15 protein-coding genes are annotated in these 13757 nt (G+C 66.2%); 10 read left to right on the top strand and 5 right to left on the bottom strand.

What is annotated here, in order from left to right; all coding sequences use genetic code 11:
• Nucleotides 1–306: 306 nt before the first annotated feature.
• Nucleotides 307–942 carry a response regulator transcription factor gene (locus FFS08_RS17255; RefSeq protein ID WP_021235673.1) on the top strand — a complete coding sequence of 212 codons (636 nt, stop codon included), beginning with the start codon at nucleotides 307–309 and terminating at the stop codon, nucleotides 940–942.
• A 26-nt stretch (nucleotides 943–968) separates the two neighbouring features.
• On the opposite strand, the gene cueR is transcribed toward FFS08_RS17255, so the two are convergent.
• The 5 genes from cueR to copC all read right to left on the bottom strand — a co-directional run bounded on the left by cueR (nucleotide 969) and on the right by copC (nucleotide 5866).
• Nucleotides 969–1367 carry a Cu(I)-responsive transcriptional regulator gene (cueR, locus tag FFS08_RS17260; protein ID WP_020820526.1) on the bottom strand — a complete coding sequence of 133 codons (399 nt, stop codon included), beginning with the start codon at nucleotides 1365–1367 and terminating at the stop codon, nucleotides 969–971.
• A complete protein-coding gene (locus FFS08_RS17265; RefSeq protein WP_020820525.1) occupies nucleotides 1364–3721 on the bottom strand; it encodes a heavy metal translocating P-type ATPase in 2358 nt (785 codons plus the stop codon). Before FFS08_RS17265 ends, cueR begins: the two co-directional genes overlap by 4 nt.
• 107 nt (nucleotides 3722–3828) lie before the next feature.
• The gene (locus FFS08_RS17270; protein WP_020820524.1) at nucleotides 3829–4503 is read right to left on the bottom strand and encodes a class I SAM-dependent methyltransferase; all 675 of its coding nucleotides are present in this window, start codon (nucleotides 4501–4503) and stop codon (nucleotides 3829–3831) included.
• Nucleotides 4504–4539: 36 nt separating this feature from the next.
• Complete coding sequence (gene copD / locus FFS08_RS17275; RefSeq protein WP_070936264.1) at nucleotides 4540–5484, bottom strand: copper homeostasis membrane protein CopD; 945 nt, start codon at nucleotides 5482–5484, stop codon at nucleotides 4540–4542.
• 4 nt (nucleotides 5485–5488) lie between these two features.
• Nucleotides 5489–5866 (bottom strand): copper homeostasis periplasmic binding protein CopC, encoded by a 378-nt coding sequence (copC, locus tag FFS08_RS17280; RefSeq protein ID WP_007406420.1) that lies wholly within the window; start codon nucleotides 5864–5866, stop codon nucleotides 5489–5491.
• A gap of 132 nt (nucleotides 5867–5998) precedes the next feature.
• On the opposite strand from copC, the gene FFS08_RS17285 reads away from it, so the two are divergent.
• The 9 genes from FFS08_RS17285 to FFS08_RS17325 all read left to right on the top strand — a co-directional run bounded on the left by FFS08_RS17285 (nucleotide 5999) and on the right by FFS08_RS17325 (nucleotide 13735).
• Entirely contained in the window at nucleotides 5999–6268 is a 270-nt protein-coding gene (locus FFS08_RS17285; protein ID WP_037447996.1) for a hypothetical protein, read from the top strand.
• Nucleotides 6268–6708: a periplasmic heavy metal sensor gene (locus FFS08_RS17290; protein WP_026109207.1), complete on the top strand. Its 441-nt coding sequence runs from the start codon at nucleotides 6268–6270 to the stop codon at nucleotides 6706–6708. Before FFS08_RS17285 ends, FFS08_RS17290 begins: the two co-directional genes overlap by 1 nt.
• Nucleotides 6705–7271 carry an RNA polymerase sigma factor gene (locus FFS08_RS17295; RefSeq protein WP_017501305.1) on the top strand — a complete coding sequence of 189 codons (567 nt, stop codon included), beginning with the start codon at nucleotides 6705–6707 and terminating at the stop codon, nucleotides 7269–7271. Before FFS08_RS17290 ends, FFS08_RS17295 begins: the two co-directional genes overlap by 4 nt.
• A 67-nt stretch (nucleotides 7272–7338) precedes the next feature.
• Nucleotides 7339–9291, top strand: coding sequence for a copper resistance system multicopper oxidase (locus tag FFS08_RS17300; protein WP_015449251.1), 1953 nt, complete (start codon nucleotides 7339–7341; stop codon nucleotides 9289–9291).
• Nucleotides 9288–10475 carry a copper resistance protein B gene (locus tag FFS08_RS17305; protein WP_015449252.1) on the top strand — a complete coding sequence of 396 codons (1188 nt, stop codon included), beginning with the start codon at nucleotides 9288–9290 and terminating at the stop codon, nucleotides 10473–10475. The genes FFS08_RS17300 and FFS08_RS17305 overlap by 4 nt, the downstream gene beginning before the upstream one ends.
• 90 nt (nucleotides 10476–10565) lie before the next feature.
• Nucleotides 10566–11039: a DUF305 domain-containing protein gene (locus FFS08_RS17310; protein WP_015449253.1), complete on the top strand. Its 474-nt coding sequence runs from the start codon at nucleotides 10566–10568 to the stop codon at nucleotides 11037–11039.
• Nucleotides 11040–11097: 58 nt separating this feature from the next.
• Nucleotides 11098–12633: a PAS domain-containing sensor histidine kinase gene (locus FFS08_RS17315; protein ID WP_030089528.1), complete on the top strand. Its 1536-nt coding sequence runs from the start codon at nucleotides 11098–11100 to the stop codon at nucleotides 12631–12633.
• Complete coding sequence (locus FFS08_RS17320; protein WP_015449255.1) at nucleotides 12623–13246, top strand: response regulator transcription factor; 624 nt, start codon at nucleotides 12623–12625, stop codon at nucleotides 13244–13246. The genes FFS08_RS17315 and FFS08_RS17320 overlap by 11 nt, the downstream gene beginning before the upstream one ends.
• 81 nt (nucleotides 13247–13327) lie before the next feature.
• Nucleotides 13328–13735 carry a response regulator gene (locus tag FFS08_RS17325; RefSeq protein ID WP_016743851.1) on the top strand — a complete coding sequence of 136 codons (408 nt, stop codon included), beginning with the start codon at nucleotides 13328–13330 and terminating at the stop codon, nucleotides 13733–13735.
• Nucleotides 13736–13757: the final 22 nt, after the last annotated feature.

Genomic DNA, 13757 nt, shown 5'->3' on the forward strand with positions numbered 1-13757 from the left:
AGTCGAGCCCGACAGACGCACTTTTGGGCCTCACGCCCCTTTTTGCAGGTAGCGCGTTCAGCCCCGTTGAGGGCGTGTACGTTTTCGGCCGCCGCGTTTTGGGGCGCCCCCCTTCCAGGAGACCAGACGGAGGTGCCCGAACTCCAGTGGTAAGAGCCGCCGTATCGGGGCGATGTCGAGCACCTGCGCCGTTGGAACTGCTGCGGCAATATTTCGGCCTTGACCTTGGACCATGGTCCTGCCCGTAAGAGGCCTCCCCAATAGCGGTGCCTTTGCGGCGCGGCACTCCAGATCGATCCGAGGAGTATGGGGAACAAGCGCGTCGTTCACATCGTCGATGACGAAGAGACAATCCGAAAGGCACTGCGATTCACGTTGCGTACCGCCGGCTTCGCCGTCGAGGCCTACGCTTCGGGGCCGGAGTTTCTGTCGGCCGCGGGTGACGCTAAGAAAGGCTGCGTGATCCTCGACATGCACATGCCGGACATGGACGGCCTTCAGGTCCAGGTGGAGCTGACGCGACGCGGGATTGATATGCCTGTCGTCATGCTCACCGGCAATGGCGATCCCACGCTCGCCGTGCAGGCAATGCAGGCGGGCGCTGCCGACTTTCTCGCCAAACCGGTCGAAAAGGCCGCATTGCTTGGCGCGATCGACCGCGCCTTCAGCTCGCTGGAGAATATAACCGGGCGTGCCGCAGAACAGGCCGACGCGCTGTCGAAAGCCGCGAGACTGACGCAGCGCGAACGGGCCGTTCTTAGAGGGATTGCGCGAGGCTATCCCAATAGCTTTATCGCAGATGAACTCGGTACCACGCCGCGCACGGTCGAGCTGGATCGAGCCAGCCTGATGGTCAAACTGGGAGCCCAAAGTTTGCCCGACTTGCTACGGATCGCGTTTGCTGTGGACCTGAACGGATCGCCTGAGGACGATCGCCATTAGGCTTCACCATCCTGCGACATCGGACGTTATGCGGATCGGCCCGTGGCGAGTTCGGCAATGATCGGACAATCCGGCCGCGCGTCGCCGTGGCAGCGTTCGGCGAGATCGACCAGCGTGTCGCGCAGCGCCGTCAGCGCTGCCGCCTTGCGCTCGAATTCCTCGGCACGGGCCAGCGCAAGCCGCTTCACCTCGCCACTCGCGCGACCCGTATCCGCCCAAAGGCCGAGCAAAGTGCGGATCTCCTCGATCGGAAACCCCAGATCGCGCGCATTGGCGATGAACCGCAGGCGATGAAGATCGCGCTCGTCATAGTCGCGATAGCCCGCACCCCGGCGCGGCGGCGCCGGGATGAGGCCTATCTTCTCATAATGGCGGATCATCCGCTCCGAGACGCCGCTCCGCCGAGACGTCTCGCCGATGTTCACAGCGCCTTCCGGTTGAGTCGCAGCGCGTTGGTGACCACGCTGACCGAGGAGAGCGCCATGGCGGCGGCCGCGATGATCGGCGAGAGCAGGATGCCGAACAGCGGATAGAGCGCGCCCGCCGCCACCGGCACGCCCGCGACATTGTAGATGAAGGCGAAGACGAGGTTCTGGCGGATGTTCGACATGGTCGCCTGGCTGAGCTTACGCGCCCGGACGATGCCGGTGAGGTCGCCCTTGAGCAGGGTCACGCCCGCGCTCTCGATGGCGACGTCGGTGCCCGAGCCCATGGCGATGCCGACATCGGCGGCGGCCAGCGCGGGGGCGTCGTTGACACCGTCGCCGGCCATGGCGACCACCCGCCCCTCGCGCTTGAACTTGGCGACCACGGCGCTTTTCTGATCGGGCAGCACCTCGGCTTCGACCTCGTCGATGCCCAGGCGCCGGGCGACCGCTTCCGCTGTCGTGCGGTTGTCGCCGGTCAGCATGACCACGCGAATACCCTCCGCCTTGAGCGCGGCGAGCGCTTCTGGCGTCGTGGCCTTCACCGGATCGGCGATGGCGAAGGCACCGCCGACGGTGCCGTCGATTCCGATGAAGATTGCGGTGGCGCCATCGCGTCGCAGTGCGTCGGCCTGGCCGGCGAGCGCCTCGGTGGCGACGCCCTCGTCGGCGAGGAACCGCGCATTGCCGAGGACGATGCGCCGCCCTTCGACCGTACCGAGCGCGCCGCGCCCGGTCGGCGAGTCGAAGTCGGTGACGTCGCTCGTGGCGATGGCGCGATCCTTCGCAGCCTCGACGATCGCCAGCGCGAGCGGATGTTCGGAAGCCCGTTCGACCGAGGCGGCAAGCCGCAGCAACTCGGCTTCGTCGAAGCCGGGCGCCGGCACGACCTGGGTGACGGCAGGGCGGCCTTCGGTCAGCGTGCCTGTCTTGTCGACGACGAGCGTGTCGACCTTCTCCATATGCTCGAGCGCTTCGGCATTCTTGATAAGGACGCCGAGTCCGGCGCCGCGGCCGACGCCCACCATGATCGACATCGGCGTGGCGAGACCCAGTGCACAGGGACAGGCGATGATCAGCACGGCGACCGCCGCCACCAGCCCATAGGCGAAGCGCGGCTCGGGGCCCCAGATACCCCAGGCGATAAACGCGACCACCGCAACCGCGATGACCACGGGCACGAACCAGCCCGACACCTGATCGGCCATGCGCTGGATCGGCGCGCGCGAGCGCTGCGCCTCGGCGACCATCTGGACAATCCGCGCAAGCATGGTGTCGCGTCCGACCTTGTCGGCGACGATCACCAGCGCACCGGTCTGGTTGAGCGTGCCGCCGATCACCGTGTCGGCCTTGGCCTTGGTGACGGGCATGGATTCACCGGTGACCATCGACTCGTCGAGCGAGGAGCGGCCGTCCTCGACTACGCCGTCGACCGGCACCTTCTCGCCCGGCCGCACGCGCAGGCGGTCGCCGACCGCGACCAGATCGAGACTGATCTCCTCTTCGCTCCCGTCGGCGGCGATCCGGCGCGCGGTCTTGGGCGCGAGGTTGAGCAGCGCCTTGATCGCGCCCGAGGTCCGCTCACGCGCGCGCAGTTCGAGCACCTGGCCGAGCAGCACGAGAACGGTGATCACCGCGGCGGCCTCGAAATAGACGGCAACCATGCCGTCCTCGCCGCGGAAGGCAGGCGGGAACAGCTGAGGCGCGAGCGTCGCGACGACGCTGTAGATCCAGGCGACCCCCGTCCCCATCGCGATCAGGGTGAACATGTTGAGGTTGCGGGTCTTGAGCGAGGCCCAGCCACGCTCGAAGAACGGCCAGCCCGCCCAGAGCACGACAGGCGTCGCCAGCACGAACTGGATCCATACCGAGGTCGACATCGGCACGAGGCGATGGATCACAGGAAACAGGTGCGCCCCCATCTCGAGGATCAGCACCGGCAGGGCCAGCACCAGGCCAACCCAGAAACGCCGCGTGAAATCGACCAGCTCGTGGCTGGGACCGCTGTCGGCGGTCACGGTCGCGGGTTCGAGCGCCATGCCGCAGATCGGACAGGACCCGGGATGGTCCTGCCGGATCTCGGGATGCATAGGGCAGGTCCAGATCGTGCCCACGGGCGCTGCGAACGGCGGTGCCGGCGGGCCGAGATAGCGCTCGGGATCGGCGATGAACTTTGCCCGGCAGCCCGCGCTGCAGAAATGATAGCGTTCACCGCCATGATCGGCATGGTGCGCGGTGGTCGCCGGATCGACGGTCATGCCACAGACCGGGTCCTTGATGCCGGTCGCCGCTTTCGCGCCGCCGTGGCCGCCGCAGCAACCGCCGCCATGCGCCGCTCCATGTGTCTCGTTCATCGCCTTGCTCCTTTCGACGCCTGACGATCTAGGGTCTGACACCGTGTCAGGGTCAATACGTAATCGCCTAAGCGGCCAAATCGGCGTACCCGGTCGCTCGGCCGGGATCAGCCAAGGTCGTTCGCAACCGTAAGGCCCTGGGCCTGCGCCGGTCGATGCGCGGTAAGCAATTCGATCGCGCCGGTGATGGTCAAGAGCCGAAACGTCTCGGCCACATGCCTGAAGCCGGCCGCCGCGATCAGGCCGGGGAGCACGCCGTCGGCGTTGGGTCGGGTATCATCGATGCCATCGAGTCGCTGCACGGTCAGGCGAAAGGCGAGCCGCATGAGACCGTGCTGGCGGCCATAATCTGCGATCACCAGGCGGCCACCCGGGCGCAGCATGGCGAACATGGCGCGCAGGGTTGCCGCCTTCTCCCTGACCGGCATCTGATGCAGCACGAGACTCGATACGACAGCGTCGGCGGTGCCCGGGGCCACGTCCCTGGCAAATCCCTGACGCCAGTCGATATCGGCCTGCCGCGCAGCGGCCTTGTGCCGCGCGATGTCGAGCGCCTCGGCATCGGGATCGAGACCGATCACCTGCGTCCTGGGCTCGGCTTGCTTGAGCATCAGCGCGAAGCTGCCGGTGCCACAGCCGACGTCGACGACCGTCTCACCGGCTTTGGGCGCCAGGGCGGCGAGCATGGCGGCACGCCACCGCTTCTCCCGCGTCCACAGGCGGATCGCGCGATCATAGTCTTTCGTCGATCCGGTCCCGAGCGGCGGGGTGTAGGATTGCATTGGCTTCTCCCAACGCGAGGCGTCCGAAACGATAAGCTACATCGACATGGGCGGCGATAGTGTCCCCAGCCAGGCGACGAGCCCGAGAATGACGATCGCAAGCCCGCCTTCGACGAAGAGGCTCGCGCGCAACAGCGCCTGCGCCCGTGGCGCGTCCTCTTCCTCGATCGCCTGTGCCAGTGCCGGGGTCAGGCGGTAGCGGTTGAGCGCGGCAAGGCCCAGCATGCCCCCAAACAGCACCAGCTTGGCGATGAGCAGCAGGCCGTAGCTCGACTGACCGAGCGAGGCGATGTTGCCCGGGCCGACCAGAAACCAGCCGTTCACCGTCCCGGTCAGGATCAGCAGGGCGACGATGATCGTGCCGACGAGGGAGAAACCCCGCAGGGCTTCCTCGGCCAGTGTGACCTGGTCCATGTCTTCAGCGGCGACATCATCGGTTGCGAGCCTGGGAAGAACCAGCGCGAGGAAGGCGGCAAGCGCGCCGAACCAGGCGCCGGCGGCGAGCAGATGGATGAGATCGGCCAGCAGTTGCAGCCAGCCCGCCTCGCCTTCGCCGGCCGCGCCATGCCCGCTCCAGGCGAGGGTCGCGAGCGCGACCGCGCCCGCCAGAGTGGAGGCGATGAAGGCAGGACGGGATTGCCGGCGATAGAAGGGGATGCAGAGCAGAAGAACGAGGAGCGCGACGAGGCGCGCCTTCAGCGCCGTTCCCATGGAAGTGCCGTTGAACAGCTCTGCGACCATGGAAAGATCAGGCTGGGCGAGTGGCAGCCCGGTCATCGCCGCAGCCTGCAACGCGAACCCCAGCGCCGACAGCAGGAGGGCGAGACAGGCGAGACCGGCCACCATTGCCGCCATCGGCAGATGCCGCTGCACCATCCGGCCGCCGCCGGGCGCATAGAGCGCGAACAGCGGCAGGCCGAACAGCAGGCCGAGATCGACGTAGAGCGCCCAGCGGACGGCGACGAGTGCCACGTCGTTCATGGCGTCACTTGACGGTAAAGGCGAGATTGCCCTGGATGCGGTGCGTGTCGGTCGAGACGACGTGCCAGGCGACCTGATAGCTGCCCGCCATGAGCGGCTTGGCGAGCGTCAGCACGAGCGTCTTGTCGCCTTCGACGGACGTCTTGAAGCCGGTTACCGCCATGCGGTGGTTGGGCATGCCGGGCATGCCGGTCATCACGATCTCGGCGCCCGACAGCTTCGGCATCAGACCTTCACTGAAGGTGAGCGTTATACGCGACGGCGCCGGGACGCTGGCGTTGGCGGCGGGCGTCGAGGACACGAGCTTGGGATGGGCGTAGGCCGGAGCAGAAACACTCAGGCCGACGGCGGCGATGGCTGCGAGCGGCGAAAAGAAGCGCATTTGGACATTCTCCTGTCAGTGACATGAGAGAATACGCAGCCGCGACCTGCACCCCTCGCAATTTTCTTTTTGTTCCCGGACAAGGGTTAGAAGACCACCCTGCGTATTGAGAAGAGAAGACGGAGAAACATCATGGACCACCTCGACGACATGCTCAGCCGGTTGCGGGAAGCCCCCCTCGATCCCCGGCTTGCCGGGCTGGACAGCCGCGTCATGGCCGAGATCGCCCGGCTCCAGGCCATGCCGCGCCTGAGCGCCACGACCTTCGGTGTCGCAGCCGCGGTCGCGCTCTTCATCGGCATCGCCGGTTCCGCGGTGCCAGTGCGTTCGGCAGATGCTGCGGCATCGCCCTTCGACGCGCGGCTCGCGCTCGCTCCTTCGACGCTGCTGAGCGCGCAATGATGCGCGATCGCCGCGGCCTTCTCCTTCTCGTGCTGCTGACGTTTGTTGCGGCAGTAGCGGGGGTCGTGATCGGCCGGCTCTATGTCGTGCCGGCGCCCCCTGTCGAGAATGAGCTGCACGACCTGCTCCATCGCGATCTCAAGCTGGATAGCGCGCAACATGCACGGCTCGAGGCTATCGAAGCCCGCTACGCCATCCGCCGACAGGCCCTGGAAGCGGAACTGCGCGCCGACAATGCATGGCTCGCGCAGGCCATCAGGTCGGAACATGGCTATGGGCCTCAGGTCTCCGCCGCCGTCGACCGGTCACACCAGGCGATGGGCGCGCTGCAGAAGGAAACGCTCGAGCATATCTTCGCGATGCGTGCGGTGCTCCGCCCCGACCAGACGGTGAAGTTCGACGACGCCGTCGTGAAAGCGCTGACGGCCGAGAAAAAATGACGCTCCACCTCCCCGACTGCTCGGACGGGGAGCTTGCGGCTCTGGCGCTGGGGGGCCGGCAAGCGGCCTATGGCGAGCTGGTCCGCCGGCATCAGGGCTGGGTACACCGTCTCGTGCGCAGCCATGTCGGTAGCCCCGACGAGGCGCTCGACGTCACTCAGGCGAGCTTCGTGGCCGCCTTTTCCGCGCTCAGCCGCTATGATGGGACGCGGCCCTTCCCGGTCTGGATGTCGCGGATCGTCATCAACAAATGCCACGACTGGCGCCGTCGCCGTGCGGTCCGCAATTTCTTTTCCTTCGCCCTTCCTCTGGGCGAAGCCGAACATATCGTCGACGACGCCCCCTCGGCCGACCGCGCCCTGGATGCCGAACAGCAACTCGCCGAGGCGATGACGGCGATCGCCGCCCTGCCCGCCTCGCTCAAGGACACGCTCATCCTGCGGACGATCGACGAGAAATCGGAAGCCGAAACCGCCGAGATCCTCGGCATCTCCCAGAAGGCCGTCGAGACCCGCCTCTACCGCGCCCGGGCGCGCCTCGCGGAAAGTTTGAAGAAAGTTTGAGGGGCAGGCGGGTGGGCTGCGTATTTCCAATAGGTCCGCCCTCTTTCCGCAAGCTGAGACAAACCGAATGATTTCTGCCCTCGACCGCCGCCAGTTCCTTCGCGGCGCGGCCCTCGCCGGTGGTGGCGCCGCATTATCAGCCTGGCTGCCTGCCTGGGCGCAGACCATCTCGCCGGGGATGCGACCGACGCTACCGACCGTGTCGGGCGAAGACATCACGCTGACCATCGCCCGGCAGTCGATGAGCATCGACGGGCGCCAGTTCCGCGCAATCGGTCTCAACGGCACGGTCCCCGCCCCGCTGATCCGGCTGCGCGAAGGCCAGCGCGTGCGGCTCAACGTCGTCAATCAACTCGAGGAGGACAGCTCGATCCACTGGCACGGGCTGATCCTGCCGGCCAATATGGACGGCGTGCCGGGCGTGTCTTTTCCGGGCATCAAGCCGGGATCGAACTACCTCTACCAGTTCCCCGTCGTGCAAAGCGGCACCTACTGGTATCACAGCCATTCGGGCCTGCAGGAGCAGGAAGGCCATTACGGCCCGATCATCATCGACCCCGCCGGTGCCGATCCGGTCGCCTATGACCGCGAGCATGTCATCGTGCTCGCCGATCACAGCGCACTCTCGCCGCAGGCGATCTTCCGGCGTCTCAAGGTCAACCCCGGCCATTTCAACTTCCAGCGCCAGACGCTGGCCGGGCTGCTCTCGGGCAAGGACCAGCCACTCAAGGACCGGCTCGACTGGGGCCAGATGCGGATGGACCCCGCCGACATCTCCGATGTCACCGGATCGACCTACACCTATCTCGTCAATGGCCATGGTCCGATGGACAACTGGACCGCGCTCTTCACCCCGGGCGAGCGGGTGCGGCTGCGCGTCATCAATGCGTCGGCGATGACCACCTTCAACGTCCGCGTACCCGGCCTGCCGCTCAGCATCGTCCAGGCCGACGGGCAGAATGTGGTGCCCGTCACCGTCGACGAGTTCCAGATCGGTGTCGCCGAGACCTACGACGTCGTTGTCAGCCCAGGCGAGGACAAGGCCTATACTCTTGTCGGCGAGGCCATCGACCGCTCGGGTATGGCGCGTGCCACGCTCGCGCCGCGCGCCGGCATGGCTGGCGAGGTGCCTCCCTTACGCAAACGGCCGCTCGCCGACATGAAGGACATGGGCATGGACATGTCCTCGATGCCGGGCATGGAAGGCATGGACATGTCGGGCGGCGCTATGCGGGGCGTCGATCCGACGGCCGAGAAGAACGCGTCCGCGCGCCTCGCGACCGGCGCGGCGGCAGCGATGGCGACCATGGACAACAGCGCCATGGCGGGCATGGACCATTCGGGGATGGATCATTCCGCGATGAGCGGGATGGATCATGGATCGATGGCCGGCATGGACCACGGCGCGATGGGCGCCGATGGCCAGATGGCGGGCATGGATCATGGCGGGCACGCGATGGGTTCGATGAAGATGCGCGACTTCTCGAACGCGCCGCAGGTGAAGCGCGATCCGAGCGTCCAGACCATCTCGCCGATGCCCGTCGACCGCACCGGCGAGCCCGGCCAGGGCCTCACCGACGTCGGCCACAAGGTGCTCGTCTACAAGGATCTGATGGCGCTCGAGCGCAATCCAGACGTGCGCGCGCCGAGCCGCAGCATCGACATCCACCTCACCGGCAACATGGAGCGGTTCATGTGGTCGTTCGACGGCGAGAAAATGTCGGACCATCACGAGCCGATCCCGTTCATCGAAGGCGAGCGGGTGCGCGTCAATCTCATCAACGACACGATGATGGGGCATCCGATCCACATCCACGGCCATTTCTTCGAGCTGGTGACCGGGCATGGCGACCATGCGCCGCGCAAGCACACCGTCATCGTCCAGCCCGGCGGCAAGGTGAGCTGGGACTTCACCGCCGACGCGGTCGGGGACTGGGCCTTCCACTGCCATCTCCTCTACCACATGCATGCAGGGATGATGCGGGTCGTGAGCGTGCGTCCGAAGGGAGACGCGCAATGACCCGCATCCTCACGCCGCTGGTGAGCGCGATCGCCCTTCTCGCCGCCGCACCCGCCTTTGCCCAGGATCATTCGATGCACGACATGCCCGGCATGGCGCCGCCGGGCGGGGCGCGGCCGGCGCAGGAGAAAAAGAAGGACAAGGCCGCCGCGCCGCGCCCCAAGCCCACTGCCAGGCCGCGCGCTCAGAAGCCAGCGCCGGACACCATGCCGGCAATGGACCATTCGCAGCACCAGACCACTCCCGCGGCGCAAGCAAATGCGGCCGGTCAGCCGCAATCCACGTCTCCCGCAATGCCGGAGATGCCGGGCATGGACCACTCCCAGCATCAGGACGGCGCGATGCCCGACATGCCCGGGATGGACCATGCGCAGCATGGCCAGACAGCGACGCCGGGAACGCCCGCCATGCCCGGCATGCAAATGACCGGCACCGCACTTCCGGCCGGCAATGCGCCCCCGCCGCCGCCCCCAGGCGACCACTTCGCCGATCGGGATTTTCCCGGCGGCGAGATGGCGCGCTCGCGCGACATCATGATGAAGGACAGCGGCGGCAACAATTTCGGGCAGGTGCTGCTCAACCTGTTCGAGTATCAGGCGCATAGCGGCCGCGATGGCTATCGCTGGGATGGCGAAGGCTTTTACGGCGGCGACATCAACCGCCTCTGGCTCAAGAGCGAGGGCGAAGGCGAGTTCGGCCGCGGCATCGACAGCGCCGAGGTGCAGGTGCTCTACAGCCGGGCCATCGACCCCTATTTCAATCTTCAGGGCGGTATCCGCCAGGACTTCGGCCGCGGGCCCGACCGCACCTACGCGACGATCGGCGTCGAGGGCCTGGCTCCTGGCATGTTCGAGGTCGAAGGCGCGCTGTTCCTCTCGACCAAGGGCGATGTTCTGGGCCGGGTCGAGGGCTATTACGACCAGCGCATCACCCAGCGCCTGATCTTGCAGCCGCGCGCCGAGGTCAATTTCGCCGCGCAGGATATTCCGGAGAACGACATCGGTTCGGGGCTGGTCAACATAGAGCTCGGCGCGCGCCTGCGCTACGAATTCAGCCGCCAGTTCGCACCTTACATCGGCGTTTCCTATCTGCGCAAAGCCGGAGACACGGCGCGGCTGTCGAGGCTTGCGGGCGAGGACGTCCATGCCACCAGCTTCGTCGCCGGCGTTCGCTTCTGGTTTTAGCATCAGGACGGCTGATGGCGGGGGCGAACAAGAGAGCGGGGCGTTACACTCATACCCAGGTCGGCCGGCGCCGAGCGAAGGAGATACGCCATGGACCATTCGTCCCACATGAACACCCGGAAGATGGGTGCCTATTGGAGCCTTGCCGTTCAGACCGTCATCAGCGGCGTCATCATGTATCTGGTGATGTTCGTCATGATCGACGGGCTCGACAGCTTCTACAACAACCTCAACATGCTCTACATGACGCTGATGATGGTCGCACCGATGGTGGTGCTGATGATCCTCGCCATGCGACACATGTTCGTGTCGAAGGCCGCCAACATCGCGCTGATCGCCGCGTCGCTGGTCGCCTTCTTCGGCAGCTTTGCACTCATCCGCACCCAGACCACGATCGGCGACACGGCCTTTCTGCGCTCGATGATCCCGCATCATTCCGGGGCGATCCTGATGTGCCAGGAAGCAAAGCTCAGCGATCCGGAAGTCATCCGGCTTTGCGAAGCGATCAAGCGCTCGCAGCGGCAGGAAATCGACGAGATGAAGGCCATACTCGCGCGGCGCTGAGTGGCACGGTCGGGCTACGCCCGGATACGTGCGCCCGGCCAGGTATGTGAGCCGGCCGATGGTCGACACGAGGCGCGGGGCGGACGAGATTGCCAGGGAGGTGGTGCGGCTTGCGCCGTTGTTCCTGCGACAGGCTGGCGGCCATGTCCTGACGCTGCTCGATCCTGCCGGGATCGTGCTGAGCTATAATGAAGAAGGCGAGCGTGCCGAATGCTGGCCCCTCGATCGCGTCCTGGGACAGCCCCATGACCTGTTCTACCCGCCCGACGAGATTGCGGCCGGCCGCCCGTGCGCAGACCTGGCGGCCGCCCTTCACGAAGGCACGCTGGAGCGCGAAGCGTGGCGGGTCTGCGAGAACGGAGCGGAGTATCTCGCGCGCCTGACGATCAGCGCCCTGTTCGAAGGCGACGCACATCGAGGCTTTGCCTGCATCAGTCGCGATGTCACCGACGAGGCGGCGGTCCGGGCGTCAATCGAGACCCGCGAGCAGCATCTCCAGTCGATCCTGGCGACCGTCCCCGATGCGATGATCATCATCGACGAGACCGGCGACATCACGTCGTTCAGCGCGGCCGCCCAACGCCTGTTCGGCTATTCGGAAACCGAGCTCGTCGGCCGCAACGTCTCCTGCCTGATGCCCCAGCCCGATCGCGACCGGCATGACGAATATATCGCGCATTATCTCCAGACCGGCGAGCGCCGGATCATCGGCCTCGGCCGCGTCGTGGTCGGCCAGCGCCGCGACGGCTCGACCTTCCCGATGCAGCTGTCGGTTGGCGAGGCCGGTGAAGACGGGCAGCGGTTGTTCACCGGCTTCATCCGGGATCTCACCGCCAAGGAGCAGGATGAGCTCAGGCTCAAGGAACTGCAGGCAGAGCTGGTCCATGTCTCCCGGCTGAGCGCGATGGGCACGATGGCCTCGACCCTCGCGCATGAGCTCAACCAGCCGCTTGCCGCGGTCGCGCTCTATCTCGAGACGATCCGCGACATGCTCGACGAGCGGGACGACGAACCCTTCGTGTCGCTACGGTCGGTGATGGATGATGCGGCACAGGAAACGCTGCGGGCCGGCCATATCGTCCGGCGCCTGCGCGATTTCGTCGCCCGCGGCGAGGTCGACAAGAGCCTCCACGATCTGCCGCAGGTTGTCGCCGAGGCGAGCGAGCTCGCGCTGGTCGGTGCACGCGAGCGCGGCATCCGCAGCTTCTTCGCGGTCGATCCCGCCGCGACGCCGGTTCTCGTCGACAGGGTGCAGATCCAGCAGGTGCTGGTCAACCTGATGCGCAACGCCATCGAGGCGATGGCGGCGTGTCCTGTTCGCGACCTCAAGGTAGCGACCAGGTTGCGCCCTGACGGGCTGATCGAGGTGACCGTGGAGGATACCGGCCCCGGCATCGCCGACGAGGTCCGGGAGCAGCTCTTCACGGCGTTCAAGTCGACAAAGGCCGACGGCATGGGCCTCGGCCTTTCGATCTGCCGGACCATCATCGAAGCGCATGGGGGCCGTATCTGGATGGAGCGCCCCGACCGCGGCGGCGCGCGCTTTCATTTTACCTTGATCCATGCGCGGGCGGAGGAGGAACATGGGGGATAGACGCGTCATCCATCTGGTCGACGACGAGGAGAGCATCCGCAAGGCGGCGAGCTTTGCGCTCAAGACCGCGGGCTACGACGTCGTGACCTATGCCTCGGGCGTGGAGTTTCTCAAGGAGGCGAAGTCGGCGGCCGTCGGCTGCGTCATCCTCGACGTGCGCATGCCCGAGATGGACGGTCTCGAGATTCAGGCCGCCATGGCAGCACGCGGGGTCAATATGCCGGTCATCGTCCTGACCGGCCATGGCGACGTGTCGGTTGCGGTGCAGGCCATGAAAGGCGGCGCGGTCGACTTTCTCGAGAAGCCCTTCGAGAAAGCCGCCCTGCTCGGCGCCGTCAGCCGCGCGTTCGCGCGTCTCGACGATGTCGACCTTCGCACTCTGGAAACCTCTGAAGCCGGCGTGCGGGTCGCTGCACTGACGCCCCGGGAGCGTGAAGTGCTGGAAGGGCTGGCGAACGGCCTGCCCAATAAGACGATCGCCTATGACCTGGGCTGTTCATCGCGAACGGTCGAGGTCCATCGCGCGAGCCTGATGGCCAAGCTCGAGGTCCGCAATTTGTCCGAAGCCCTGCGGATCGCCTTTGCCGCGGGCATGGGCCGCAAGCCGAAGTGACTGCGACCTCTACGTAGCGACGGGACGAGGCGCGATATGCGATCGATGGTGCAATCGTCACACGGGTGTCCGCTTCTCGCAATGCCATCGGTCCGTTCCACTCAGCATGATGGCAGATACACCATCCTCGTCTCCGACGACGATCCCGGCGTGCGGCGTGGCCTCCAGCTGCTGCTGAGATCGCGCGGCTATGCCGTGTGGGGATATACGACCGGCCACGCGCTGTTGGCCGACCCCCGCGCGAAGGAGGCAGACTGCGTCATCCTCGACTATCGCATGCCCGACATCGACGGATTCGCGATGCTGCGTCACCTTCGCGAGATCGGATGGTCGGGACGCGCGATCATGATCTCAGGCTTTCATGACACGCTGCTGGCCTCGCGGGCCGCTGAGGCGGGCTTCGATCATGTTCTCGCAAAGCCGCTGATCGGCAGGGCTTTGCTCGAAGCGTTGGACCGGCACCGCATCGAGACGCTTCGAAAGCATTGAATTGTGGCGGCCGGCCCCCGGC

The sequence above is a fragment of the Sphingomonas sp. 1F27F7B genome, assembly GCF_005503355.1.
GTDB lineage: Bacteria > Pseudomonadota > Alphaproteobacteria > Sphingomonadales > Sphingomonadaceae > Sphingomonas.